At 55.5% G+C, this 21,521-nt stretch carries 22 protein-coding genes and 1 pseudogene; 10 read left to right on the top strand and 13 right to left on the bottom strand.

All coding sequences use genetic code 11. The features are described 5' to 3' along the window. Window positions 1–35: 35 nt before the first annotated feature. A complete protein-coding gene (locus AC3ZU9_RS07920; protein ID WP_490090539.1) occupies window positions 36–902 on the top strand; it encodes a DUF6279 family lipoprotein in 867 nt (288 codons plus the stop codon). A 48-nt stretch (window positions 903–950) separates the two neighbouring features. Here AC3ZU9_RS07920 and AC3ZU9_RS07915 read toward each other — a convergent pair whose 3' ends face one another. Next, window positions 951–1,340 carry a hypothetical protein gene (locus AC3ZU9_RS07915; protein ID WP_015885270.1) on the bottom strand — a complete coding sequence of 130 codons (390 nt, stop codon included), beginning with the start codon at window positions 1,338–1,340 and terminating at the stop codon, window positions 951–953. Between the two features lie 153 nt (window positions 1,341–1,493). On the opposite strand from AC3ZU9_RS07915, the gene AC3ZU9_RS07910 reads away from it, so the two are divergent. Then, window positions 1,494–1,769: a hypothetical protein gene (locus tag AC3ZU9_RS07910; RefSeq protein ID WP_064052693.1), complete on the top strand. Its 276-nt coding sequence runs from the start codon at window positions 1,494–1,496 to the stop codon at window positions 1,767–1,769. 50 nt (window positions 1,770–1,819) lie between these two features. Here AC3ZU9_RS07910 and AC3ZU9_RS07905 read toward each other — a convergent pair whose 3' ends face one another. After that, window positions 1,820–3,166 carry a DEAD/DEAH box helicase gene (locus AC3ZU9_RS07905; protein ID WP_043205730.1) on the bottom strand — a complete coding sequence of 449 codons (1,347 nt, stop codon included), beginning with the start codon at window positions 3,164–3,166 and terminating at the stop codon, window positions 1,820–1,822. Between the two features lie 193 nt (window positions 3,167–3,359). On the opposite strand from AC3ZU9_RS07905, the pseudogene AC3ZU9_RS07900 reads away from it, so the two are divergent. The 3 genes and pseudogenes from AC3ZU9_RS07900 to AC3ZU9_RS07890 all read left to right on the top strand — a co-directional run. Continuing rightward, a pseudogene (locus AC3ZU9_RS07900) lies at window positions 3,360–4,121 on the top strand (mechanosensitive ion channel family protein); the annotation flags it as partial. 497 nt (window positions 4,122–4,618) lie between these two features. Then, complete coding sequence (locus AC3ZU9_RS07895; protein ID WP_490090538.1) at window positions 4,619–5,878, top strand: phosphoribosyltransferase-like protein; 1,260 nt, start codon at window positions 4,619–4,621, stop codon at window positions 5,876–5,878. A 163-nt stretch (window positions 5,879–6,041) separates the two neighbouring features. Beyond that, window positions 6,042–7,208: a reverse transcriptase family protein gene (locus tag AC3ZU9_RS07890; RefSeq protein ID WP_038453484.1), complete on the top strand. Its 1,167-nt coding sequence runs from the start codon at window positions 6,042–6,044 to the stop codon at window positions 7,206–7,208. A 164-nt stretch (window positions 7,209–7,372) separates the two neighbouring features. Here AC3ZU9_RS07890 and AC3ZU9_RS07885 read toward each other — a convergent pair whose 3' ends face one another. After that, on the bottom strand, window positions 7,373–8,233 hold the full coding sequence (locus AC3ZU9_RS07885; protein WP_231501085.1) for a hypothetical protein: 861 nt from the start codon (window positions 8,231–8,233) through the stop codon (window positions 7,373–7,375). A 476-nt stretch (window positions 8,234–8,709) separates the two neighbouring features. On the opposite strand from AC3ZU9_RS07885, the gene AC3ZU9_RS07880 reads away from it, so the two are divergent. After that, a complete protein-coding gene (locus tag AC3ZU9_RS07880; RefSeq protein ID WP_490090537.1) occupies window positions 8,710–10,266 on the top strand; it encodes a tetratricopeptide repeat protein in 1,557 nt (518 codons plus the stop codon). On the opposite strand, the gene AC3ZU9_RS07875 is transcribed toward AC3ZU9_RS07880, so the two are convergent. Beyond that, window positions 10,257–10,442, bottom strand: coding sequence for a hypothetical protein (locus tag AC3ZU9_RS07875; RefSeq protein ID WP_490090536.1), 186 nt, complete (start codon window positions 10,440–10,442; stop codon window positions 10,257–10,259). The genes AC3ZU9_RS07880 and AC3ZU9_RS07875 overlap by 10 nt on opposite strands. Window positions 10,443–11,303: 861 nt before the next feature. Between AC3ZU9_RS07875 and AC3ZU9_RS07870 the strand changes: the two genes are divergently transcribed. Continuing rightward, window positions 11,304–11,924, top strand: coding sequence for a 3'-5' exonuclease (locus AC3ZU9_RS07870; RefSeq protein WP_038453493.1), 621 nt, complete (start codon window positions 11,304–11,306; stop codon window positions 11,922–11,924). 118 nt (window positions 11,925–12,042) lie between these two features. On the opposite strand, the gene AC3ZU9_RS07865 is transcribed toward AC3ZU9_RS07870, so the two are convergent. Together AC3ZU9_RS07865 and AC3ZU9_RS07860 are read right to left on the bottom strand one after the other, a co-directional pair. After that, window positions 12,043–13,125 carry a nucleotidyl transferase AbiEii/AbiGii toxin family protein gene (locus tag AC3ZU9_RS07865; protein WP_490090535.1) on the bottom strand — a complete coding sequence of 361 codons (1,083 nt, stop codon included), beginning with the start codon at window positions 13,123–13,125 and terminating at the stop codon, window positions 12,043–12,045. Continuing rightward, window positions 13,094–13,513, bottom strand: coding sequence for a DUF6088 family protein (locus tag AC3ZU9_RS07860; protein ID WP_038453499.1), 420 nt, complete (start codon window positions 13,511–13,513; stop codon window positions 13,094–13,096). Before AC3ZU9_RS07860 ends, AC3ZU9_RS07865 begins: the two co-directional genes overlap by 32 nt. A gap of 296 nt (window positions 13,514–13,809) precedes the next feature. Between AC3ZU9_RS07860 and AC3ZU9_RS07855 the strand changes: the two genes are divergently transcribed. Both AC3ZU9_RS07855 and AC3ZU9_RS07850 read left to right on the top strand, forming a co-directional pair. Then, window positions 13,810–14,628: a DUF6602 domain-containing protein gene (locus tag AC3ZU9_RS07855; RefSeq protein WP_490090534.1), complete on the top strand. Its 819-nt coding sequence runs from the start codon at window positions 13,810–13,812 to the stop codon at window positions 14,626–14,628. A 140-nt stretch (window positions 14,629–14,768) separates the two neighbouring features. Then, complete coding sequence (locus AC3ZU9_RS07850; protein WP_038453505.1) at window positions 14,769–14,963, top strand: DUF7740 domain-containing protein; 195 nt, start codon at window positions 14,769–14,771, stop codon at window positions 14,961–14,963. Between the two features lie 330 nt (window positions 14,964–15,293). Here the strand turns inward: AC3ZU9_RS07850 and AC3ZU9_RS07845 are convergent, their stop codons facing one another. The 3 genes from AC3ZU9_RS07845 to AC3ZU9_RS07835 all read right to left on the bottom strand — a co-directional run bounded on the left by AC3ZU9_RS07845 (window position 15,294) and on the right by AC3ZU9_RS07835 (window position 17,687). Next, window positions 15,294–15,704, bottom strand: a complete 411-nt coding sequence (locus AC3ZU9_RS07845) for a hypothetical protein (RefSeq protein WP_490090533.1) — start codon at window positions 15,702–15,704, stop codon at window positions 15,294–15,296. A 253-nt stretch (window positions 15,705–15,957) separates the two neighbouring features. Continuing rightward, window positions 15,958–16,455 (bottom strand): hypothetical protein, encoded by a 498-nt coding sequence (locus AC3ZU9_RS07840; RefSeq protein WP_038453510.1) that lies wholly within the window; start codon window positions 16,453–16,455, stop codon window positions 15,958–15,960. Window positions 16,456–16,955: 500 nt separating this feature from the next. Beyond that, window positions 16,956–17,687 (bottom strand): metallophosphoesterase, encoded by a 732-nt coding sequence (locus tag AC3ZU9_RS07835; protein WP_490090532.1) that lies wholly within the window; start codon window positions 17,685–17,687, stop codon window positions 16,956–16,958. A gap of 272 nt (window positions 17,688–17,959) precedes the next feature. Between AC3ZU9_RS07835 and AC3ZU9_RS07830 the strand changes: the two genes are divergently transcribed. Further along, complete coding sequence (locus AC3ZU9_RS07830; protein WP_490090550.1) at window positions 17,960–18,439, top strand: helix-turn-helix domain-containing protein; 480 nt, start codon at window positions 17,960–17,962, stop codon at window positions 18,437–18,439. Window positions 18,440–18,452: 13 nt separating this feature from the next. On the opposite strand, the gene AC3ZU9_RS07825 is transcribed toward AC3ZU9_RS07830, so the two are convergent. From AC3ZU9_RS07825 to AC3ZU9_RS07810, 4 genes are all read right to left on the bottom strand, one after another. Continuing rightward, the gene (locus AC3ZU9_RS07825) at window positions 18,453–19,109 is read right to left on the bottom strand and encodes an HAD family hydrolase (RefSeq protein WP_490090531.1); all 657 of its coding nucleotides are present in this window, start codon (window positions 19,107–19,109) and stop codon (window positions 18,453–18,455) included. Between the two features lie 409 nt (window positions 19,110–19,518). Next, complete coding sequence (locus AC3ZU9_RS07820) at window positions 19,519–19,860, bottom strand: hypothetical protein (RefSeq protein ID WP_490090530.1); 342 nt, start codon at window positions 19,858–19,860, stop codon at window positions 19,519–19,521. A 774-nt stretch (window positions 19,861–20,634) separates the two neighbouring features. After that, the gene (locus tag AC3ZU9_RS07815) at window positions 20,635–21,009 is read right to left on the bottom strand and encodes an antitoxin Xre/MbcA/ParS toxin-binding domain-containing protein (RefSeq protein WP_490090529.1); all 375 of its coding nucleotides are present in this window, start codon (window positions 21,007–21,009) and stop codon (window positions 20,635–20,637) included. 117 nt (window positions 21,010–21,126) lie between these two features. Next, window positions 21,127–21,498 carry a hypothetical protein gene (locus AC3ZU9_RS07810; protein ID WP_490090528.1) on the bottom strand — a complete coding sequence of 124 codons (372 nt, stop codon included), beginning with the start codon at window positions 21,496–21,498 and terminating at the stop codon, window positions 21,127–21,129. Window positions 21,499–21,521: the final 23 nt, after the last annotated feature.

The following is a 21,521-nucleotide window of genomic DNA, read 5'->3' as shown; positions in this document are numbered from 1 at the left end:
CACATGTGATAACCCACATTGCGAAGGACCCGCCCATGCTGCGTCGGCTCAAATTACTCGTCGTACTGCTGACCCTGAGCCTGGTGCTCGCCGGCTGCAATCGCGTAGGCTTGGCCTATCGCAACCTGGACGTGATCATTCCTTGGACCCTCAACGACTACCTGGACATGAACGCCGGGCAGAAGAGCTGGTTCAACGACAAGCTCAAGGAGCATCTGGCCTGGCATTGCACCACACAACTGCCGGGCTACCTGGACTGGCTGGACCGCCTGCAGCAGATGGTCGACGACAACCAGGTTACCGACGCGGCCTTGCAGACGCGCACCGTAGAGGCCAAGCAGGCCATCGCCGAGGTCGCCCGCGAGGTCACACCGTCGGCCATCGAGTTGTTGCAGGGGCTGGACGATCAACAGGTCAAAGAGATGAACGACGCGTTGGCCAAAGACCTGCGCAAGCGCCAGGACGAGTACCTCAAGCCACCGCTGGCCAAGCAGATCCAAGAACGCGCCGAGCGCATGAATAAACGCCTGGATGCGTGGATGGGGCCGCTGAGCGATAGCCAGAAAAACCGCGTCACGGCCTGGTCTATCAGCCTGGGTGAGCAAAACCAGCAATGGATCGGTAACCGCGCGCATTGGCAGGCGCAATTTATCGACGCCGTGAAACAACGCGAGGGCGCCGACTTCCCGCAGAAAATGCAGCAACTGCTGGTGGACCGGGAAAGCCTGTGGACGCCGGAGTACCGCGTCGCTTACGCCGAGACAGAAGCGGCGGCACGCAGCCTGATCGTCGACCTGATGGCGCAAAGCAGCGTGCAACAGCGCCTGAAACTGACGCAAAAAATCGACGGCGTACGCAGCGACTTCAAGGCACTGAAATGCCTCAAGGGCAGCGCAAGCTAATGTGAGAGAGGCTGGCCCCCGCCCACATTAGATGAGCGCGGTGGCCGATCAGGCAATCTGAGCCTTGGAAGCCACCTCGGCAAAGGTCGCCGGATCCAGCGCGTCCGCCTGCTCATCCAGCACCTGACGCGGGTGATCATTGCCGGGAATCGAACTGTCGATCAGCGCCAACAGTTGTGCGCCCAGCGGAGTGAGGATGAAATTCTCGCCATTTCCGCCCTCTTCCTCAGGGCGCGACTCAATAAAGCCACGCTTGAACAGCAGCGCTTCATAATCGGCCGCCGTCTTCTTGAGCGCATCCAGGTTGCCGGTGGACTCGCCCGCCGTGGCCTTTTCGGCCGCTTCCTGCTCGGCGTATTTGCGCGGGGCGAAGCTGCCCTCGCCGTTCTGCACTTCATGCAGCAGACGTTCGATCAGATCCCAGTTGTAAGTCGTCATCCTGATTCCTCCTGCAGGCTGGTGGAAAGTAGCCCGTCAAGGTTGTGACAGGCCACGTCACTGGCCGTTCAGCCGAATAGACGGACGTCATTTCTCTGAACTTTCCAGACGTTCGCGGCCTCAACAGCACATAACCGCCAAGGAGGTCTGCCCATGAAAACCCTGATGAACCTAGCCATCGTCGCCACGCTAACTGCCGCCCTGCCCGCTTGGGCCTGCACGCCCGACGAGGCCACGGCCAAGCGCGAGCAACTGGCCCAGGAAGTGGCCAAGCTGACCGAACAGAACCCGACCAAGGCCAAGGAGATGAACGACGAGCTGCAGAAGATGGACCTGGATACCGAAAGCGCTGAGTTCCCCGATAAATGCCAGTTGATCGACGCCCGTCTCAAGGAGCTCAAGGAAGCAGCGGCCAAAGCCAAAAGCTGATGGCATAAAAAAACCGGACAAACGTCCGGTTTTTTCATATCACTCAAGCCTTATTCAGCAGCCGGCGCTTCCGGCTTGCGGCGCTTGAGTGGCGCCATGCCGTCCTTGCTGACGAGCGACAGGTTGTCGGTCTTCGGCCGGTTGGCAATCTTGCGTTTGGTCGGCGACTTGGCGCCGGCCTTTTTCTTGTCGCCCTTGGCGTCGGTCTTTTTCTTCTTCACGCCAACGGCCTTGCCCGATGCCTTGACCTTCTTCGGCCCGGTGTAGGTGCCTTTGACTTCCTTGATGGTGCGACGCTCGAACGACTGCTTGAGGTAGCGCTCGATGCTCGACATCAGGTTCCAGTCGCCATGGCAGATCAGCGAGATCGCCAGGCCATCATTGCCGGCACGCCCGGTACGGCCGATGCGGTGCACATATTCGTCGCCGCTGCGTGGCATATCGAAGTTGATCACCAGGTCCAGGCCGTCCACGTCCAGGCCGCGCGCGGCAACGTCGGTGGCCACGAGGATCTTCACACCGCCGGCCTTGAGGCGGTCGATGGCCAGCTTGCGGTCCTTCTGGTCTTTCTCGCCGTGCAGCACGAACGCCTTGTATTCCTGGGCAACCAGGCGGCCGTAGATACGGTCGGCGGCAGCGCGGGTATTGGTGAACACGATGGCTTTCTGATAGGTCTCGTTGGCCAACAGCCAGTTGAGGATCTGCTCTTTGTGCACATTGTGGTCAGCCGTGACGATCTGCTGGCGCGTGGTCGCGTTGAGGTCGCTGACGTTGTTGACCTGCAGGTGCTCAGGGTTGTTCAGCACCTTGGCGACCATCTCGCGCAGGGTGGAACCGCCGGTGGTGGCGGAGAACAGCATGGTCTGCTGGCGATTGATGCACTCGGCCACCAGGCGCTGCACGTCATCGGCAAACCCCATGTCGAGCATGCGGTCGGCTTCGTCGAGCACCAGCACTTCGACTTCCTTGAGGTCGAGGTTGCCGGCGTTGAGCTGCTCGATCATGCGGCCTGGGGTGCCGATCAGGATGTCCGGCACCTTGCGCAGCATGGCGGCCTGCACCTTGAAGTCTTCACCGCCGGTGATCAGGCCGGACTTGATGAAGGTGAACTGCGAGAAGCGCTCCACTTCCTTCAAGGTCTGCTGGGCCAACTCGCGGGTCGGCAGCAGGATCAGGGTCTTGATGCTGACACGGACTTTGGCAGGGCCAATCAGGCGATTCAAAATCGGCAGGACGAAAGCGGCGGTCTTGCCACTCCCGGTTTGAGCCGTCACCCGCAGGTCACGCCCTTCGAGCGCGAGCGGGATGGCCGCTGCTTGCACCGGCGTAGGCTCGACAAATTTAAGCTCGGCCACGGCTTTGAGCAGGCGTTCGTGCAGGGCGAATTGGGAAAACACGGGTGCTACCTCGAAGAAATACAAAAAATCAGCTGCATAGGGTACCGGTTTCGGCCGTCCAAACCGAGTTTCTTTACGCGAACGGTGTCATTCAGGCGCTTTTTTGTCAGGGCATTTGTCCATGACATCAACTTTGTTGCACTTAAATGCTCTAATCGCCCCGTCTTGTCCCATAGAAGAATCGGTTTCACCCATGGATATCAAACAGCTCTGGCTCAACGTCCAAGACCTCTGGGGCGCCCTCGATCAACACCCGCTGCTGCATGCCAGCCTCGGTTTTGTGGTGTTGTTGGTGGTGGCTCTATTGCTTGGACGGGTGGCACGTTACCTCATCCTCCACGCCATCAAACTGCTCGGCCGGCAACCGGCCCTGCATTGGCTCAATGACCTGCGGCACAACAAAGTCTTCCATCGCCTGGCACAGATGACGCCCTCGCTGGTGATCCAATTCGGCCTGTACCTGGTGCCGGACCTGAGCAAGACCGCCATCCTGTTTATCGGCAACGTGGCCCTGGCGCTGACCATCCTGTTCCTGGTACTGGCCATGAGCGCCCTGCTCAGCGCCCTGCTGGACATCTACGCCCGCACCGAACACGCCCGCACCCGCTCGATCAAGGGCTACGTGCAGTTGGCGAAGATGGTGCTGTTCGTGTTTGGCGCAATCATCATCGTCGCCACCCTGATCGACCGTTCGCCGCTGTTGCTGCTGTCGGGTCTTGGCGCCATGTCAGCGGTGATCCTGTTGGTGTACAAGGACACGCTGCTGTCGTTCGTCGCCAGCGTGCAGTTGACCAGCAACGACATGCTGCGGGTCGGCGATTGGATCGAGATGCCCCAGGTCGGCGCCGACGGCGATGTCGTGGACATCACCCTGCACACGGTCAAGGTGCAGAATTTCGACAAGACCATCGTCTCCATTCCTACCTGGCGCCTGATGTCGGAGTCGTTCAAGAATTTAGGCAGTCCAAATGGAAACCCTACTATCAAACCTGAAGCCCCCGAGTCCCCTGACCTCCAGATTAGTACCCCTACCCATCCACATCTACTATCACGATTCGACGCAGTTCAAGGTTGCCCGGCTCGCCCGGACGCCGCGCGCTTCTCCCCGGCGTGCAGCCCCTCCCACCTGAACACATGCACGTGATCTCCCCGACGGATTTTCCCAAAGTCGTCCCCCCCTTCAGAAGCCCGCCTAGTCCCCAAAAACTACCCCCGCCTCAAAAGTCACACCCGCCTCCAAACCCGCTGTCCCTTCATCAGTCCACGAGCAACGCACCAACCATGCACCCCACACCACTAGACTAAGCAATCGACCCGACCCCATCATGCTTCCCAAAGGATGGTGCGGCCAGCCCTTGATCAACAATGGCCACGACAAGAGCTGGCAAACACACGCTTCGTCAGTGCACCCAGAACGCCCATCAGCCATAAGCAAAAAAAGGGACTAGCGCCGTGCAGCCATTGAAGGAACAAGAAAAAACACAGCTTTGGCTCAGCCAGTTCGACAACAGGCCTGGCGATCGACTACTGGCGGAAAAACTGCTTGACTCAATTAGCTATTGCCCAATTAGCGACTTCAAGAACAGCTTGATCAAGCTAACTAAAAATAAACTACCACTGAGATCCAGTTCAGCCTTATTCATCGAGCGCGAACTACAAAAAACAACTTCAGATCTGCCACCCCCGATCTACAAGCAAGAAAAGACAAAAAGCCCCAGATCAAAAAAGAAACACATGCGAGCCTATGGCGCAGCCATGCACGTAGTCCAGTCGCTTACTTTTAAAACGCAGGACGTGGGGAGCGAGGGTCTAGTAGCATCAATTGCCAACACGCTGTGCCGCTCCAACCCCGCACGATTCTTGCTTCAACCCGCTGCGGATAATGTCAGAGATTCACAAGTCAGGAACTTCGTCATTCTTACCGACTTCATTGGTAGCGGAGATCGAGCATCACGGATGCTTGACTCCATGTGGAACGTGGCATCAATAAGAAGCTGGCACTCTGGCAAATTTCTAAATTTTTGGGTATTGGCTTACAGCGGCACCAAGCAAGGCGTCGAGAAGGTGCGTGGTCACAGGTTTGCACCCCAAGTGCATGTGGTGACAGAGTGCCCTACCGTGTACAACAGCTTTGGTGAAGATCTGAATGAAATGATTGATCTTTGCAGGGATTATGGCGCACATAGCAAAGACCCGCTTGGCTGGGAAAACACCGCTGCCCTACTAGCTTTCGAGCACGGGGCTCCGAACAACATGCCAGCCATTTTCATCTCGGAGAAAAACAGAGGGTCAAAAAAATGGGCTCCACTCTTCCCCAAGCGCGTCACGGAAAATCTTTGGCAGTCACCCCAAATCAACATTGGCAGCATCGTCAAAAACGCACTAGCCGACTTAAACGTACCAGAAATATCAAAATCCGCCCGCTTTCAGAGATCAAGCGATGAAAGCAAGTACGCCATCATCACTCTTCTCGCTCACGCTCAGGGAAAACGACGCGTTGCGGAGCTCCGTCGAGTCCTACCGCTTTCTCTAGACGCCGTCATTAGTGCAAAAGACCGTGCCGTCAAAAGGGGCTGGCTGACACAAACTGGAGCACTGACCCTAGCTGGACATAGAGCCATCCGCTATCTCCGCCGCCAGGGGAAGAAGTTTTTTGTAGCGCCAGACCCCTTCACTTCGTATTATCCAACGCAGCTGAGGGCTCCGCAGTAGCGGAATCTAGTATTCCCGCGCGTTGCGCGGGGCGTTTTGGGAGCAAACTATGCTTACCGTCGAACGATCTCACGCCTGCTGGAGGTTGGCAGCCTTCATGGTGTTCGCTATCGAAGTCTGGCGCCAGAAGGCTTCCATCCGCCAGGGCGGAATCTAAAGGTAGATGAGTCGCTGGAGCTCTCAGCTTTATTTAACTACAGGCCGTAAGGCTGGTGTGCCTGGGGACATACTGCAAAATGCCGTGCAGACGGCAAAGCAGATGGAACACGGTTGCCCTCCCATCCTCACCCTGAACCACCTCGCCCACTTGGCGGGTGTTCCCTACCCATTTTTGCATCGAACGATCAGCCGAACCTATAGGACAGAGGCGTACAACGTCTTCAAGCTCCGTAAGGCGAACGTGGGGCATAGCCCTGATCGCTTCAGATGGATATGCGCACCCAGCGAAGATTTACTTCGAGTACAGCGTTGGATTAATGTCCACATCCTGTCCAAGGTCGATCCCCACGAGGCCAGTTACGCCTATGACAAACGCCACGGTGTGTTGGAAGCAGCCGTACTCCATTGCGGGGCTGAATGGCTGATCAAGCTCGATCTCACAAACTTCTTTGAGTCGATCCTGGAACCACGGGTTTATAAGCTTTTCAGGTCATTCGGGTACCAACCACTGGTGGCATTCGAGCTTGCCAGGCTTTGCACGCGCGTACGTAAAAGCGGCAACCCGGATCGAAGGTTCGGCAACACAACGCTTCCTGTAGGGCTCCCCTACTCCGGCGACCCTCGTATTGGCCATCTACCCCAAGGTGCCGCCACTTCTCCGCGAGTCGCCAACCTTGTCATGCAGTCCTTGGATGAGAACCTGCAAGAATACGCGCGGGAAAACGAGCTGGTGTACTCCCGATATGCCGACGACCTGGTGTTCTCATCAAAAAATGCTTTTGACAGGTCACAGGTGGCCCTGCACATCAAGATGATCAACGCGTGCTTGATTAAGGAAGGGTTTTGGCTTAACGAGGCCAAGACGAAAATTATTCCACCGGGGGCCCGCAAGATCGTCCTAGGGCTGTTAGTCGACGGCGATAGACCCCGGCTTACCAAATCCTACAAGAAGTATGTTACGGATCACCTCTACTACTTGGCCCATCCTAATATCGACGCGATGACTCATGCTAGGCATCGTGGATTTCAATCGCTTCAGGGGCTGATTAACCATGTCAGCGGGAAGATCGCCTACGGCTTCAGCGTTGAGCCCGACTGGGCCAGGGTGAATGGAGCGAGGCTCAAGGAAATCTGCTCCAAGATACAGGTTGATTACGTGCTCTTCCCCTAAACACGCCCTGATCTCTACTCCTAGACCTGGTTATCCTGCAGGTACCTGTCGCATGGCACCGCTTGAACATCACCGGAGCTGGCGGTAAAGGTTAAACAGGATAGGGATTTGTAGCCGATCTTCGAATCGGAGCCCTCACGCTCCACCGCTCGACAATCAGCTGGCTAAATTTCCACTCCCCACGACCGAATTTTTTCCTTCAACGCCTCTCGGTGTGCCTTGCTTTCGCTCTGCTCTAGGTAGTGGGTACCAACCAGCAAGTTGAACTCAGGGCGTATTCCGGGAGTGATCAAGGGCCTACCTTCTTTTAGACCCAAATGTATTTCGACATTCCTGAATGTCAGCTCTTCAGCTGCTTCGTAATCCATCTCGCCTGAGAAAATTTCAAGAATGTCGCTGAACGGTTCGACTAGGACTTTAATCAACGAGAAGATCGTTCTCCCCTCATACAGCTCACCGAAGTGACGGTGGAAGAACGACGGAACTCCAGTACCACAGATCTGCGCTCGCTCAGCTGGAGAAGGGTACCTGGGCGACTCACCAGTTGGCACGAATACGCGATCATAGACTTGACGTAATGCTTCACCGTACGGCGAGAGCAGCCCGTCTGAGCCTTCAGCATCAAAAGCGGGAGTACTCAAACGCTTGATGATAGCCGCCAGATGCTGACACCTAGCTACGGCAGTGAACAAGAGCCTGGTACCAAAAAAGTCTGCCCACATCTCGATGGCTTTGCTATCGAGATCGTCCCTGTCCAAATGCTTGGTATGAGCGTTCGTCCAGTGGGCCAGCTCATGGGCTGCGATAATCAGGCAGTAAAACATATCCGTGTGATTACTCACCACGTTGTCAGCAAAGCGGTAGGAGAATCTCAATGTCGGGATACCCGCCACCTTGACGACCTGGGCGAGTACAGCGGGGTCGCCGTCAAAATCGCATCTCACATCCGGCTGTAGGATGCTGAAGTGCATTAATTTGAAATCGGCGATCAACGCTTCGATAACTTCCTTGTTGGTGATCTGCACCTGACAACTCCAGATTTGTAAGGCCGTCATGATCGCCTGATCGTGAGCCCTACGCCAGCGCAACTCACCCTCTTAAAGAGGTGATTTCTTAATCCAGACCGGCTGGCGGAGTGACCCCATAACGCGGCTTAGCAAGTGGGGCGAGGACTGTCCCTATGCCGCTATGGCCTGGCCTCACGCCGTACTGCTCAGACGTTGGCCCGCTGAGGATCACTCCAACCTCAGTTGCCAGACCGCCACCGCAAAGGCAGTTGACGGTTCACAGAGCTAGCTGCCCCCCCCTCCCTTGATTCCCCTGCGGATCTGCCCTAACCTATGGACACTGGCTTGGCGGCTCGAAGAGCCTGAAGGTGAGCCAGGGCATCCCTCCCCTACCGAATCACCTTCTGCAACACTGGCATCTGAGCTGATCACAGCTCACGAATTGCTATGGTTTAACTCGATATTGGGGGGGGGATTAGATATCGGAGTTAGCCATGATCGACAAAGATCAGTTCAGCCCTTTCGTTAAAGCCCTCCATCTGCACCTCAAGCACCACCACCCTCATTTCAACAGCAGCCTCAGTGCTGTGCGCGAGCTGGTGTCTCATGCGCTTGCGGACATGCCCAGCAATGGGCTGGTGAATGACCATCTCAAGCACTCCCCCATCCCGTTCGGCGCTGCGGCATTCGAACGCTTGAGTTCTGCAGTACAGCAGGCGTATGGGATCTCGATGCCATCAGAATTCTGGCGCTGGCCACTTCCCGTGGCCTTCAAACTAAGCCCAGCAGAACGCATTGAGATCTGGCAAGCCGCGCTTAAGCACACCCTGAGCACGACAGAGATCGACGGCGTGTGGCACGACGGCTATGTCGATGCTGAGCCCTACATAAAGCCTATGGGTGATGGCAGGTGGGCTCTGTGCAACCGCTCACCGGTACCGTTCTGGCTCTGCCGGGATGTGTTTACTCCGGAGTGGATTACTCGTCGAGACGCTGATAATTCCATCGCCGATGACATGGCTGGGCGCCAGCTGAAGGATCGCTCATACCACGCTGGACTGTCGGCCCTTTGGAAGAAGGACTACAACACTGCCCATCAACGCCTTCAGGAAGCCCATGAGAAAGGTCATCCCATGGCGTCCTTCAACCTTGGCTGGATGTACAGTGAAGGGTTAGGCCGAGATCGTGATTTCACCAAAGCAGCCGAGCTGTACGAGCGTGCAGCCGACCTCGGTGTTCTCACTGCCCACCACAACCTGGGCCGGATGCACCTTGAGGGGGATGAACACTTCCCCAAAAGCATCCCCGACGCTATCCGGCATTTCGAGCTGGCTGCAGAGGGCGACATCGCCGCTTCGATCGGCTGCCTGGGAATGATCTACCTCAATGGCAATGGGGTGCCCGAAGACCGGGATCGTGCCATCGACTTGCTAATGCGGGCCGCTTATCTGGACGACGATCACAGCATCAATACGGTAGCGACCATCCTCGACCATCAGAACGGTGGCGCATCCACTCCTGAGTCCTTTGCTCTGTACCGGAAGGCTGCTCGCTCAGCCCGTCAGCTCAATCACATCATGCCGATCTACAACCTCGGGCTGTGCTTCCTGCACGGCAACGGCGTTGGAAAAAACTTGGTGAAAGCGCGACGGCTGTTCCGCATAGCGGCAAACGCGGGCGATGCCGATGCTGCAATGAACCTGGGGCTGATGCTTCTCAATGGCGAGGGCATTCCAGCTGACTCCATTGAAGCACGGCACTGGCTCACAATGTCCGCAGCTCATGGGAGTGGCGATGCTTTCAACGTACTGGGCACGATCGAGTTCAATGGCCAGTGCGGTGCACCGAATCATCGTCTGGCCTGGCTTCTTTTCTCCGAGGCTGCGCAGATGGGCTCCGTTATCGGGCTGGCTAACCAAGCGAGATGCCTGGTAACTGGCCAAGGGGTCGAGCAAGACGTTGAGCTCGCATGTGAGCTGCTTGAGCAGGCGGAAGCACAAGGGCATCCAATGGCCCGAGAAATGCGCATCCAATGGGAGTCTCAGGTATGACGTCTTTCTTGCTGGGAACCGACCTGGACGACGAAGAAATATCGGACGAAGGCTTCATCTGTAGCCAGTGCGGTTGTGAGTTTTCGCTGGATGACTTCGAGTTCGTTGACGCTGAATTTGACGAGGTCGAATGTCGATGCCCGGGCTGCCAGTTCAGTGCCGACCTGAATGGTCATCCGTGCGATTACTGCTCAGAGCCCGCTGTCCATGCTTTGGGCTCAACCTTCTACTGCGCAGAGCACTTTGAAGACCTAGTCGGGGACTGATCCGCAAAGGCCGCCCCCTGCTGCTGCCCTCCTTCACACGGAGGGTAGCTCTATATCTCATTCGTGCCATAGAAAAACAACCGACCCATTTATAGGTAGCTATCTATAGCTCTCGCCGATCGGAAGAGTGCCACGGAAGGCGCTGACATTATTCCTTCGCACATGCTCAAGCAGCCTGCGATCATCTCCCTCGGCTGTCAGGCCCTGACTGAAAACAACATCAGGAGTGAGCGACGTGCCATGATATGGCTGCCCCAGGTGGCTCCGTCGAATCTCTGTTCCGTCGGGTAGAATTGGCATGGCTCCTGTCATTGAGCTGTTGCAAGCCCTTGCAGACGACTCTAGTTACCCTCCCATTTCGCCCAAGGTGGAGCCGTGAGTCGCCACGCAGGTGACTCAAAGGAGAGAGTGTAACGGGCAGTCCGGGGCCGTCCAAAGCGTCGGGCGGCGGCCCCCAAGAGCTACATCGCCTTGCTCGAGAGCAGGCGTCATCGGAAATTCGCTAACGAGGTTGAGTTACCTCGGGTAAACGACTGATTCAAGGTATCTACTGAGTGCTTGAGGTTGATCATGTCATCGTTACCGAGGCAGCGTTTCCTTCCATCTGTCTGTCGGTATCTGCGCCATGATCGACCTGCGTTGAAACCCCGGCACGTGCTGTGCTGTCGAGATGGGTCGTCCGGTGGACAACCCGCAGTGGCATCGGATAATTTTCTAGATGGCCAACGAGAAGCTGGCCATCATTCTTCAATTCAAAGATTAGAGCTGAGCATGGTACCTGTTCGTAAGCCCCAGCATTTAGGCGCCCTAAGGGATATTTTGAGCCCTTACCGATACCTACTATGCGTCGATCTTGAGGCTACATGTGATGAGGACGCCAAGCCCGGAGAGCCACCACGTCAGTTGATCGTGCGACGCGAGGACATGGAAACCATTGAGATCGGCTTGGCGGTGATCGACCTGTCCTCGCTTAAAGTAGTCGACCAATTTCAGAGCTTTGTCCGGCCTACCCTGCATCCGGTGCTCACCGACTTTTGTCGAACGTTAACGACAATCAAGCAGAGCGACGTGGACGCAGCACCTGGTTACGTCCGGGTGGCCCAGATGCTTGATGCATTCCTCGTGGACTATCCCAACTCGATGTGGTGTTCATGGGGCGATTACGACTTCAAGCAGCTTCAGCAAGATGCCTCACGCTTAAATTCCAGACCAATGCTCGACGGGATGCACCACACCAATTTGAAGAAATGGCATTGGAAGGTTTACGACTGCCGCGCTCTCGGCCTGCAGCCTGCGGTGGAAATGCTAGGGATGGAATGGAAAGGCACGTACCACCGAGGCATAGATGACGCCCGCAACGTCGCTCAGGTGGCGATCCACATGCTGGATTGATGAGATCGGGAGTAGGAGAAATGCTCAGCGGGCCCTGTGTCATCGGCTAGGGCCCGCGCGCAAAAGCTCATAACACCAGGTACGCTCAGCGATAACTCAGTTGGATTGACTTGAGAACCTAAGCAACAACCTTATTGCCCGCCTCATCGCCCGCTGCAACGCGATCCAGCAAATGTCGTGCAACATCGGCGAAAGCGGCGAAGCAGGTTTCGTAGTCAGGCCTCTCGTGCGCGTAAAGCAGGGGCATGAGACGCTGCTCGAAATTAGCCTTCAAGCCCTCATGGGTGGCGGCAACCTCAAGGGTTTGTCGCAAGACCCCGAACGGATCCGCTCCAAATTCAGGGTGCTGCCTGCCAAACTCAGCGACGTCCTTGGCCACCGACGAGGCGAAAACACCTGCAGCAGGCTCTATCGCTTCAGGGTAGCTGGTCGCGATACGCCACACATCGTACACATGGCGAACCAACGCGGTGTCGAACTCACCGACCTGGCGCCCATCCCAGCAACTGGCACAGCGCCGCAGCAGTGAAAGCACTTTTTCCGCGAGGGTTTCCGCGACGGTGATGCACTGCATGGAGAACAGGAAAGGGTCGTTACTCCCACTCAGTTTTTCCAGCATATAGCCCAGATTCTGCGTTTCCGAGGGGATCATGGGTGGCCTACAAACGAGCTCGATCTTCAGCTGCGAGCGCAGAGTACCAGTCGCATCCTGAAAGTGCGCTGCATACGAAACCAAGAGGCAGTAGTAGCGATGAGTGTCCCTGCGAGTCGGATTACCCGCGTCGACAACCCAATGAAAATCAAGCCCAGCCAAGGCCTCCTCTACCGCTGCATGCAGCGCTTTCAGGCGGCTACGATCGCCTAGGTCTTTTGGAAAAGCATAGCCTTCAGGCGGCGCATCCAACTCGACTTTGATGTCGATGTCTTCAGACATCCGCTCAATAAGACCGTAGGCCTTCGAAAGACAGGTGCCTCCCGCAAAAACCATTCGCGTTGCCACATTGACCGTTGCAGCCCGGGTATCGCCCTTTTGCCGGTTCAACTGAGAGGCGACGTGGGTGACTCGAATTTGCGAAAGGGCATGAAGGGCATCAGTGATGTGCTGGTCTTTCTCTGCGACGGCAGCTGGCATGCTTTTCAGAATGCCAGCCGTGGACGCATCTTCAATGTTAAACCGCAGCTGCTCTGGAAGAGTTTTCATAGACGACAGTGTTGTTTCCTACAATCACTTTACGGGAAATACGTCGGTTCCCAGTGTTGACGACCGTGCCCATAGGGATCTGAGTCGATTTACCGCTGTTGTACTCGGCAACAAGGGTGCTGGGGGCAATCGAAATTTTCAGCTTGCGGAAAAGCTCAGCTGCGATCATTTCCAACGTGCCTGCGGGCGTTGGTTTGCCCGTGTACTGGTTGATGCGAGCTTTCGCAAACGCACCTTTACTGACGCGCACGAGAATGCCGTTCTCCACAAATCGAGCCAAAACACGGCCCACCTGGGAATCACTACCCATGCTTGTAAAATCTGAGCGCAACACGACGATGCTCGTGCGCAGCTTGATCGAACGGGTCATGCGGTCTTCGAGTTTCATATATCAGCTCTCCTAAGACAGGCTACTTACCTTAAGGTCACAATAGACCTTAACCGCAGATTCGTCCAGTGAAAGCAGGGCTTTCGCCTGGCAAAACCTGCGCATCCATGCGTGAGATTCTAACTCAAAATTGTGGCGAAGCAGAAGCTTTTCGTCGATGATCCATTCCTCTCACGGGTGTTGAGCGAGAGCTGCCACGTACTCAGGTTCGGAGGGTTTCAACTGGTAACCGCACGAAAATCTAAAAGCAGCAGCTCAAGCGATGGCACGAGCTGACATCATAGGGATAAGCAGGCATGGGCTTGTACGGTGGCTACATCGAGAGGTTAGCCAAGAAGGTGGAGGCACGCCTCCAAGACATCGAGGCGATCTACAATTTCGACCTTGGCGACGAATTCGAGCTCGCCCTTTGCGCCCTTCTGGAGGATGTGCTTCCCGCCAAATACGGTGTCTGCCGGGGCTTCGTCGTTGCTGAGGATGGCAGGACGGCTGGTGACGACGTCATCATCTACGACAAGATGGCCAGTCCAACGTTGCGCTCCAGCCTGAGCCGCCAGTTCCCAGTAAAGGAGCAGATTCCGGTTGACGCGGTGTACGCCTACATCGAGTGCAAGCACGCCATTTCGAACCCAGACGTACTGGAGAAAGCTATAGGTCAGGCCGAAGCCGTAAAGAAGCTCCTGCTCACCCGTCGTGCCCGCGTGAACCCTGAGTACGAAGAAGCTGGGCCGGTCTACAACGGCAAGGTCAGAGACTGGCCGCGCACGCACCCACCCCTGAAAAACCAACCGTTCTGCGCAATCTTTGCACGAAAATTTGCACCTGAGGTTGGACTCCCAAGCACCTTCAATGAGCACACGCCTGACCTGATGGTTCTCGGCAACAACCACATCGCAACTCAGACCGTAAACCTCGGCCCAGACGGCCTAAAATCCTCTCTTTTCTTTGACAGCAAATACTGGGCAGGCCTTTGCGTTGAGTCAGCGGCGGGTAATGCCTATGGACTGGGCTTGGTGACATTGCTTGAAGCGCTAAGCTGGACTGAGCTGCTGCCTATTGACTGGGCAGCAACGCTGAACGCTACCTTCTACGACAATCTGAGCAAGAAACTCTGAGCTAGAAGGCCAGAGAATCAGCCAAGCCTTGCCGGTGCCGCCACGCACTGGCAGTACCGAACCACGATACAGCGCGATGTGGGAGAGTGCGAAACTGGCTAATCAGTATTTTTTAACGTCCCTGAATCAACGAGACGCGCATGACCTTATCCGATGCCATCCTCGTTCTGATGCTAGCTGACCGAATCCATGGTTCGGATGAAGCAGTCCGCCGCGCGGGCAAGAACATCGTTAAGAAGTTGCCTCGCAGCAAAAGAGACATCATCTACGAACTGATCAGTAACCCCCGCCCCAGGGAATTGATCCACCACATCGCGCTGAATATCGACGATTAGCCCGCCCCCGCCGCCCTTGAACCGAAGCCTCTGACAGCTCGGGGCACTTTAACTCACCCCATGCTCGTAACCCGACATCGTGCCCCTCTCGGGCGTAGCTTCTCACGTCCGTATACTCCGTTTGAGGCAAGGGTGGCTCGCGCTCAATCGCCTCACTAAAGAGCAGAGCATGCCCATGGCAATGAGCTCCAATAAGACACGATACCAAACGCATCGGCTATGCATCGCTCCCACGCATCCAAGTTGATCAGCGGGGGGCTTTCTAAACTGGCTAACTAGCGCAGAGGCAGCGATGGGTGAATGGCCTCCGCAAACGCTCGGCCTGAATTGCTACTGGGAAACCAGGTGCCAGGCTCCGGCTCGGGTCAGCCGTTGCCCTAGGCCACAATTCGCCTCTCCGCCATACTTTCCGAGACGCTCGGTATCTGATGCCTTCAGTTCACCGTTGATCACCATGAACGTCATCGGGCCGCAATGAGTACGCAGCTTGATGCTAGAAGCCCCATATCCATGCCCCGCAATTTCATACGGCGCTTCCAGCGCCGCAACCTCAGCGCCTTGCTGAATGACTACACGAGCCTCCCCTCTCGTACCATGTACCAGGCTAGAACTGCTGAGTTCCAGCCATGCGCCGTCCCCCAATGCCTGTGCGGTAGCGCCTGTATCGATTCCTGGGCACAGGATGCAGATGACTCCAACCATTGCGACCACATTGCTTGCCGACTTCTTCAAAACTGACACATCTGGCTCCTTCTCACTTTCTCAAAGATGCCCATAACAGTTGAGCAATGACTCAAGCTATCAGGTCTGTCAGGAAGAAACCTCCGAAGTCAGCACAACCACTCACAGGGCTCTTCTTGGCGTGCCTGCAGGACGGAAATTGGGAGCGGGAGTCAGTTCGGACAGATGTTGATGGCAGGCCAACTGGTAGGGAAAATCCGACGCTCTGCGTCAACAGCAGCTAGCTTGCTCAAATTACTGGCTTCAAGCGCATTTATCGAACGACAACCCCATACTCTGCCAGCTCACGCACCAGAGTCTCACGGCGCAGCAGACCGGGTATTTTGAAAGCGCTTCTGTACGCATAAAACAATCCAACCGGTATGAATACCAATCCAACGCCGAAGGTCGCTGTCGCGATGATCAGCCCCGCTGGGATGGCCGCCACGGCAAAAATAATGCCTTTGATGACACTGGACTTCGCGACCGCCCGCATGTGTTCCAGGTCATACTCAACCTTTCCGTTACTTTTTTCGAATGCAACGAGAACAATCGACTTCTTGCCAAGATGCTTGTAGTACCAAGTGCGCCGAGCATCTGTAGCGATCGCACCATGCCTCCTCAAATAGTTGAGCATCACGACTTCTTTAAAGTAAAAAGTCGTCCCTCCTTCATCCTCACACCGAACATTTCGATAGAGGGCATCTAGATCACCACTCGCTTGAAGCTCAAAGTTCTTAACTGTGACTGCAATCTTTTTAAGTTCAGACATGCATTATCCTTAAGTGCACTTATTCACCACGGAGGCTTGCGCGTAAATCTCATCGGTAGCGCCATACGTCGCCGCCTTCAGACAGATAGGCGGCTTAGAGATCTGGAAAACTGCACCGGAGGTAGAGCCCTGCGATCCGGCGTTATTGATACCTAGCACTGAGTAGCAGCGCCCTGCGAAGCTCGGCTACATGTTCAGCTCGCTAGTGATTACGTAATAATCCTTACCACTGACACTACGCATCAATTTGAAACCCGACCTGGCCTCGACATATTCAAGAGGCGGTGTCGCGATGGTCATGCCATCCTGATTCACCCCTGATCGATCGCCGTAGACCAAAGCGGCATATCGCCTCCCGGCCCGAGCAGCATCGGCTAAGAACGCGTCGATAGGGACATTCCAATCAATGCCCCGCGCCTGGATTACCTCAAAGGGAAAGTCCCGCACAAGGGAATCGGAATCGAGAGCGAACAAAGGTTGCTTGCTCAAGTGATTAACCATCAAATCTGGATCTCGAAATAGGGATCAAAGCCCGTGTTTTCATTTGGATAGCCCTTAGGGTTCGAGATCACCCGGCAGCCAGCTAACTCAACGTCGACGGCGTAGTGCGTATGGCCAAATACCCACACATTCGCCTGAGCAATGAGCTCATTCCAGTCGTTTGCATAGGAGGCTGTGAGATGGCCTTCGTGCTCGTTACCGATCACCATCGGAGATGGTGAGTGATGTGTCAGCACGAGTGTTTTGCCCTCAAATTTTTTTGCCAGCTCCTCACGGAGCCAAGCCTTGGCGACGTGGTTCTTGGCAATGACATCATCGGGCCGCAAACGCCTGTAGTTTGAATCAGTACGAATGTATTTGAAGTCGCTCATCCACTCCCGGGCCATATTGGTCGCCGCCACCTGGTCACCTGTCGACGTGAAATCAGTCCACCCCGTCGTGCCCAGGATCCTGAGATTGCCAAGCGTTAGGGTTTCATTCTCTAAAATGTGGACGTGGCCAGAGACGGCGTCCCTCATCTTCTGCAGCGTTCGATCAACATGGCCGTCGTAAAATTCGTGGTTACCACTGACGTAGGCCACTGGGCATTCGAACGCCGAATTGGCCCAACTGACACCTCGCCCCTTCTTGTCAATGTCGCCCCCCAATAGGACGAGGTCGACGCCAGTGCAATCCGGGGCCTCCCAACCGTCAAACTCTCGGTGCAGGTCAGAATAAATCCGCACTCTCAAACCCTGACCTCCATTGAACTGGCAACCTCTCGGAAAGGATGGTTGCGACGCGATTTAGGGGTTAATTGATCGTCAGGAGCCCCCTGAGGAGCATGACGAAGGGCGCTTGGCATGTGCAGGCTCGGCCCCACGCGGGCTCATCATCGCCGGCCAGCCCAGAGCAACACATGGCGCAAAAGCGCCTTCGGACAGCTTTATACACTATATGATGTGTAACTGTACACGCCGACGTGGCTACATCCTCAGTTTTTGAGGACAACGACTTGACGTCGATTAGGCCCGCGCTTGCAGCAGTCATACGCTCAGTTCGTGGTAGCTTGGGTTTGACTCAAGAGGGTATGGCGCAGGCAACCTCCCGCACCTATCTGACCAAAATTGAAAGTGCCCAGAGCTCTCCTACCCTGGATAAATTCATTGAGCTTGCGGCTGCGCTCGAACTGAGCCCAGTGGCGTTGATGGCCTTGGTACTGGGTACGCGTGACGAGCAGCCGAGCGCTGATCTACTGGCCCAGGCTAGAGAGGAATTGGAGGCGCTTCAGGTGCGGGTGACCCCGGATGACATCGCTGCACAGATCGTGGGCACCGAGGTCGTTAAAAGGCCCCCCGCACGTCCAGCGGATCTGATAAAGCTGCAGAAGGTTCAGGCGTGCAAGGAATCTGGGTTGAGCCAGGCAGCAACAGCCCGACAGCTGGGAATCAGCAGATCAACTGTCAGCTTTCTATGGAAGCGAGAGCTGCCGGATGCGCCCTAAACCGGCGGCCCCATCAACCCCTGCTTTCCCCAAGACGCTTACCCTTGATCACACGTTCTGCAAACTGAACGAGATCGGAGAGAGATCCAGCTCCCGTTCTATCCAAAAAGTGCCCGGAAATCCCGACAGCCCTAGGGCCTTTTTGATCACATTGCAGGGAATCGCCGACCATCACGACCTTGTCACCGGAGGTAGTCAAATCCGACCCCAAGCGTGCCCCTAATTGACGGCAGATCTCGCGATAGATTCCCTCATGAGGCTTCATAAGCCCGACCTCATAGCTCAAGGCAAACCCATCCATGTCGTTCAGCAGATGCCTGAGCACAGGGCCGTAGGGCGCGGCCAGATTCGAACAGACCCCCATCACCATTCCCTCTGCCTTTAGTAACTGTTGCGCCTCAACGGCATCGGCATACAACGAGATCGACTCCAGCTCATCAAGGAGGTCATCCTGCAACGCCATCAGTTGCTGCGAGCTCAATCTAATGCCGAAAACTTCAGCAGCCCTCTCCAGGGACAGGCTCGACGTCATCAGGCAATGGAGGTCTGAAACGCTTGGCTTGCGACCTTGCTGAGCACCAATGTGCAGCAGCTTCCGGAATGGATGGTGCTTGCGCCTGATGTGAACCACAGTCCCGAAAGCATCAAACACTGCAGCAACGATTGGCATAAGACTGGCTTCCAGGAGTGCCGGCTAGAGTGCCGGCGGAGTACGAACGGCTGGATCGTAGTAAGCAGTAAAATGGCCACAGGTACACAACACTGAATCACCATCGAGGAGCGGGTATGCCCTCCAATGGATGCTTTCCGATTTCACGTCGTCGTGGACATACCCGTAGCGGTAATCCGAGAAGCTGAGGGGTCTCGAACACTTTCTGTTACCACAGACCACAGTGTCGGGCCGTTGCTCATGGTGTGAAGGCATGATGGTTCGCTCTCAATGGTGAATAGTCTGCGGAGGTAGCCCGTTCACCAAACCCTGCTCCACTACTAGTGATCGCCTTACTAAAATCGCCTGGGCTTTGAAAACACGCCTGCTGCGGGCACGACTGAAACAGGCAATGAATGGCATGCCCCGCTCACCGCCCCCAGCCAGGGATGCCGCATACTAAAACTTGAACAGGGGTGACTGAGATTACGTTGAAATATCGATACTTCTTTTTTCTAGCCGCCGCTTTCGCTTCGGCTTCCGCAATCAATGTGCTGAGGGTATCGGCATCATGAGTGAACACGTCTTCCGGCCCTTCGAAGTCCTTAGTGACGTGCAAAATGACACGCAACCTGGAAGACAGGCGTCTAACCCTGGATGGCTTAAAAGCCTCTAGCAACGTGGCCTGCTGCTGAATCGGCTCGCCGACAGGGCCACCCATGTTGCCGAACAACGCGGCCCTCATCTCTTCTTCGCTTAGGGTCTCACTCATTTCACAGATCTCAAGCACTTCAATTTCACGGTGAATACCGTAAACGGGCCATAGGACGCTCAAGGGAGGCATTTTACACGTACCGCTAGATCACTCATGACTTCAGAGTCAAAGCAACTCCTGCTGCGAGGCTGGCACGACCTCCTCTGACAAAGGTTGCCAATGAACGCAAAAGCACTACACGTAGACAAAAAACGCACAAAAACAGATAAAGAACACTATATATAGAATTTTTTAAAAAATTTACGTTTGGTTTGTAATCAAAGCAGAAGCAGCAGCCACGGCTGCAAAGTAAAGCGATCTCCCCACGCTGCCCAACTCCCCTGTCAACCTCCGCTTCACTGTCAGGCTTCAAACCATGTGGTTTAGAAGCCGGAAGAATCAGATGTAAAAGCCGGCTGTACCCTGTGAAATACACAGGTGTCTAAGTCAATACCGCTTTCTTCTTGCCTTCAAATATAGAACTCCGTCGCGCTTTAAAATTTTCAAGAGGGAGGGTGCTCAAGTAGTCGCAAATTCGACTCTTTTGTCGCATTAGTATAAGTTTGTCCGACGTTACCAGAGCATTCCGGCAGAATTCCGACCTTCCAAGGTGAGCTTCAATTGGCCAGAACGCCCCCGCGTCACGACTCCAAAACAGCGTCATGCCAGGTCGCGCAAAAATGGCGGAGCCAACAACAATACGCTGGACGTTTTTCAGTCATCTCAAGTCATATGAATGACGTGCAATAGCGAGGCAGAACGCTGCGATCGGCTGAGGCCAAGGAAATGGAGCTAGGTGCACAAGCCGTGTTCCAGGCGTGCGATCAACTCCAATACCTGCTCGACATCCGCATCAACAGGGCGTTTAACGCCGAGTGCGCGAGTGGGTGTGGACAGCCACTCAACCGCACGGGGTTCGTTGCCAAATAACTGAATAGCTGCGGCCAGGATCACCGGATCGATCGCATCTACTGATGAAGATGGCTTGGCTTCCCAGGTACCTTCTGGCCCCGGATCACACTGACGTTGAGCAATAACGTCAAGCAAAGCTTGTTCAAGCATGGCGCTGAGGTTCACATCCAACTTCGCTCCTTTTTCGAGCAGGTCAGCGTTAATGCTGAGGCTTACTGATTCGTTGGGGGCAGTCGGGTCGTGATCTGCGGGCACGGACGTTCTCCAGTGTTGAGAAGGCCATAGACTGGCTTGATACCAAGCGTATGCCTGGGAACCCAAGCCTGCCACGAAAATTGCCCCACCACTGGCTTACAAAAGGCAATCTGTGTCTCAGAGCCCAAGGTCATCGGCGAAATGCTCATCGCGGATCGAACTGAATGCAAAGCCGTCGCGGACAAGTCGCTCCCCTAAATATCGCTTCAGGTGCATCCGAAGCTGCCAGCGGAGCTCGATAAAGTCGGGATGACGCACATGCCAGGCTTCCCTAGAGTGGCATTCCAACGCCTCTCCAAGCAGCTCAAATCCGAGGTTGGTCAGCATGACGAGGTGCATGCGCGTCAGATCATCCAGCCCAGGCTTTCGACCGAAAAAGCAAAGCGCATCATCGAGCATTGACGCCAACTGCCCCGCGTATTGCGAGCAATCCTGGCGCCAGATTTCAGATTCAACATCAGCCTTGGCCATCATCAGTATATGGGCCAAGGGAGGTACTACTCCCTTGGCTC

Source organism: Pseudomonas sp. A39 (assembly GCF_058145955.1).
The sequence above is the reverse complement of the archived record's forward strand: the minus strand, read 5'-3'. Positions and strand labels throughout refer to the sequence as shown.

Bases quoted from the DNA above. Each gene is read 5' to 3' on its own strand.
- AC3ZU9_RS07890 (WP_038453484.1), top strand. From the start codon at position 6,042: ATGAGTCGCTGGAGCTCTCAGCTTTATTTAACTACAGGCCGTAAGGCT.
- AC3ZU9_RS07855 (WP_490090534.1), top strand. From the start codon at position 13,810: ATGGGCTTGTACGGTGGCTACATCGAGAGGTTAGCCAAGAAGGTGGAG.
- AC3ZU9_RS07880 (WP_490090537.1), top strand. From the start codon at position 8,710: ATGATCGACAAAGATCAGTTCAGCCCTTTCGTTAAAGCCCTCCATCTG.
- AC3ZU9_RS07875 (WP_490090536.1), bottom strand. From the start codon at position 10,442: ATGACCATTCAGGTCGGCACTGAACTGGCAGCCCGGGCATCGACATTC.
- AC3ZU9_RS07920 (WP_490090539.1), top strand. From the start codon at position 36: ATGCTGCGTCGGCTCAAATTACTCGTCGTACTGCTGACCCTGAGCCTG.
- AC3ZU9_RS07850 (WP_038453505.1), top strand. From the start codon at position 14,769: ATGACCTTATCCGATGCCATCCTCGTTCTGATGCTAGCTGACCGAATC.
- AC3ZU9_RS07915 (WP_015885270.1), bottom strand. From the start codon at position 1,340: ATGACGACTTACAACTGGGATCTGATCGAACGTCTGCTGCATGAAGTG.
- AC3ZU9_RS07840 (WP_038453510.1), bottom strand. From the start codon at position 16,455: ATGTCTGAACTTAAAAAGATTGCAGTCACAGTTAAGAACTTTGAGCTT.
- AC3ZU9_RS07820 (WP_490090530.1), bottom strand. From the start codon at position 19,860: ATGAGTGAGACCCTAAGCGAAGAAGAGATGAGGGCCGCGTTGTTCGGC.
- AC3ZU9_RS07870 (WP_038453493.1), top strand. From the start codon at position 11,304: ATGGTACCTGTTCGTAAGCCCCAGCATTTAGGCGCCCTAAGGGATATT.
- AC3ZU9_RS07865 (WP_490090535.1), bottom strand. From the start codon at position 13,125: ATGAAAACTCTTCCAGAGCAGCTGCGGTTTAACATTGAAGATGCGTCC.
- AC3ZU9_RS07860 (WP_038453499.1), bottom strand. From the start codon at position 13,513: ATGAAACTCGAAGACCGCATGACCCGTTCGATCAAGCTGCGCACGAGC.
- AC3ZU9_RS07910 (WP_064052693.1), top strand. From the start codon at position 1,494: ATGAAAACCCTGATGAACCTAGCCATCGTCGCCACGCTAACTGCCGCC.
- AC3ZU9_RS07825 (WP_490090531.1), bottom strand. From the start codon at position 19,109: ATGCCAATCGTTGCTGCAGTGTTTGATGCTTTCGGGACTGTGGTTCAC.